This is a genomic window from Endozoicomonas sp. ONNA2 (genome assembly GCF_024606365.1).
Classification (GTDB): Bacteria; Pseudomonadota; Gammaproteobacteria; order Pseudomonadales; family Endozoicomonadaceae; genus Endozoicomonas.
The window spans coordinates 1-2,778 of record NZ_JAHHPO010000736.1 but is presented as its reverse complement, the minus strand read 5'-3'; the positions used below and the strand labels follow the sequence as shown (position 1 = coordinate 2,778).

Here is a 2,778-nt window from a genome sequence, read left to right as displayed (position 1 = left end):
AGAATAGACTGCCCTACGCGGCAACTGCTCCTGCGTTGCTCTGGCTCCTGCATCCCTGAAGTCGTGCGGCGGCAGAAAATTGATCTAAAAAGTCAGAAATTTTTAGCAAATAGAACTACTAATCAGTGAAAATTTCCGACTTTTTATCCTCAATTTTCTGCCATTCTTACTAAGGGTGCTATTCTCGGACAGCCTCCCGGGTGGCCCGATCCGTCTCCACCCAAGCTCTTTGAACTATGGGTGGAGTATTTCGCGACAATTGATAGATTTAAGAAGCCTGCCCCTTGGCCTATTGCTGGAAATTCAATCAAGCACATTATTTTCCCACTTATAATCGGAGCCTGCAGGAATTGAAAATGATGTTGAAACACTTTTCAGGAACAAAACCCATTGGTTACCAACACTTGATCTGTAGCAATAACAGTGCTGAACACGGTGGTGAATCTAATCAGCAAGCGGCAACCTTTGCTGATCATCTGGTAAAACCTGCTGTACCCAATCATGACTCAGTCAAACGCACAGGTCAGTCAATTCCCGGTCAAACCCGGGATTATTTGCGCATGGTGAACGTCGCAAGGCGTGAAGTTAAGGGTATACCTGCAGGGCAATATTATGACTTTTGGGCATCTGAAGTCACTAGCATCATGGATCGTATTACCAGATTAATGCCTGGCTCATCGACCTATTACAAGGCTGTTCATTCAGCTTGTGGTCCTGCGAAATCAGATGTCTTGGGAAGATGGGATTCCAATGGGCAGTGCCAGTCTTGTAAACACGCCTTGCTAAAATCGAGATTACAAAAACCATCTGAGAGCTGTTCGGATTCCAGGCAATATCAGCCGGATTACCACATGAGTTGGAAGAAATATCAGGAATTGTATGAAGAAATTTCCATGTTCCGGAATAAACCAAGTGCACTGCAGTTGCGTATCTGGATGGAATTGGTAACAAAGCCAGATCAGCAGGCAAGACTTGTGGGCAATTGCGATGAGAAAGCGATGTCTTTTGCAACCTGTTATTACGCCCGGTTTCCAGACCATGATATGGAAATAATGGTGCTTGATGATCCGGGGGATCATGTATTTGTGCGCGTTAGCAGTGATCAAATTGGAACAATGATTATTGATCCATGGGCTTACCGGTATTTCCCGGAAAAACATGCAGATCAATTTCTGAGAAATCCTGAGGGCGTCAATTATCGTTCGCTTTATTCGTTTGCGTCTTACCTGGAAAGAGTGGGCCACTCAATGCCTGCCAAGGTTGAATGTGGCTCTTTTACCACCTACCGTTATGAGTCCCGGTACGGACGGGCAGTTATATCACCCGAAAGCCAGGCCTGCCTGAAAACCCGGGCCCACAGCAATGTATAGAGAAATATTTTTCACGACAAAGATGAAATAAGATACTGGCTTAATGTGCTCTGAAGGCTACTCAAGATCTATAAGCCCTCCAAGGGTGTATCGCCAATAACAGTTTCCAGCCTTAACTTTTTTATAAGTCCTTTCAGTCATTGGCAAATCACTTGAAAAAATTTGAGCACCCTTTATCTTTGGCCCAATGCTGGATATACAATCGATCAATCGCCTTTATCTTCTCTGATGTAATCGGAGCCTGCAGGAATTGGAAATGATGTTGAAACACTATTTTACAGGAACAAAACCTATTGGTTACCAACACTTGATCAGCAATAACAGTGCTGAACATGTTGGTGAATCTAATCAGCAAGCGGCAACCTTTGCTGATCATCTGGTAAAGCCTGCTGTACCCAATCATGACTCAGTCAAACCCACAGGTCAGTCAATTCCCGGGCAAACCCGCGATTATTTGCGCATGGTGAACGTCGCAAGGCGTGAAGTTCAGGATATACCTGCGGGGCAATATTATGACTATTGGGCATCTGAAGTCACGAGCATCATGGATCGTATTGCCAGATTAATGCCCGGCTCATCGACCTGTTACAAACCTATTCATTCAGCTTGTGGTTTTGCGAAAGTAAGTGTCCCGGGAAGATTCGACATCAATGGGCAGTGCCGGTCTTGTAAACACGCCTTACTAAAAAAGAGATTACAAAAACCAACTGAGAGCTGTTCAGATTCCAGGCAATATCAGCCGGACTACCACATGAGTTGGAAGAAATGTCAAGAATTGCATCTTGAAATTTCAAGGTTCAGGAATAAACCAATTGCAGAGCAATTGAATACCTGGATGGAATTGGTAACCAAACCAGATCAGCAGGTGAGCCTTGTGGGCAATTGCAAAGAGAAAGCGATGTCTTTTGCAACCTGTTATTATGCTCAGTTTCCAGCCCATAATATTGAAATAATGAAGCTTGATAATCCGGGGGATCATAGATTTGTGCGCGTCAGCAGTGATCAAATTGGAACAATGATAATTGATCCCTGGACTTACCGGTATTTCCCGGAAAAACATGTGGATCGATTTCTGAGAAATCCCAAGGGCGTCAATTATCGTATGTGCTATTCGTTTATGTACTATCTGGCAAAAGTGTGCCATTTCAAGCCAGCCAAGCTGGAATGTGGCTCTTCTACAACTTATCGTTATTGAGTTACTGGCATTGCCTGGTACGGATATTTCATAAACGTGCCCTTGTCCTTTGCCGCTTTATGGGTGTTTTGCTCAGTCGACCGTACTTATGGCGTTCCCTCACAAAATCCCACAACATAAAAATAATAAGTATCATGTTATTTAATTGGTCTAAAAATTTCTGCTTCTTCGTCAAATAGCCCCGCTATTCTCCTCAGAATCAGAAATTTTTAG

At 43.8% G+C, this 2,778-nt stretch carries 2 protein-coding genes; both read left to right on the top strand.

Going from position 1 to position 2,778, the window contains the following annotated elements:
* Positions 1–356 precede the first annotated feature (356 nt).
* Positions 357–1,370: a hypothetical protein gene (locus tag KDK14_RS12965; RefSeq protein ID WP_257265565.1), complete on the top strand. Its 1,014-nt coding sequence runs from the start codon at positions 357–359 to the stop codon at positions 1,368–1,370.
* Positions 1,371–1,626: 256 nt separating this feature from the next.
* Positions 1,627–2,565, top strand: a complete 939-nt coding sequence (locus KDK14_RS12960; RefSeq protein ID WP_257265564.1) for a hypothetical protein — start codon at positions 1,627–1,629, stop codon at positions 2,563–2,565.
* Positions 2,566–2,778 lie beyond the last annotated feature (213 nt).

Excerpts from the sequence above, each read along its gene's own strand:
- KDK14_RS12965 (WP_257265565.1), top strand. The coding sequence starts at position 357 with ATGATGTTGAAACACTTTTCAGGAACAAAACCCATTGGTTACCAACAC.
- KDK14_RS12960 (WP_257265564.1), top strand. The coding sequence starts at position 1,627 with ATGATGTTGAAACACTATTTTACAGGAACAAAACCTATTGGTTACCAA.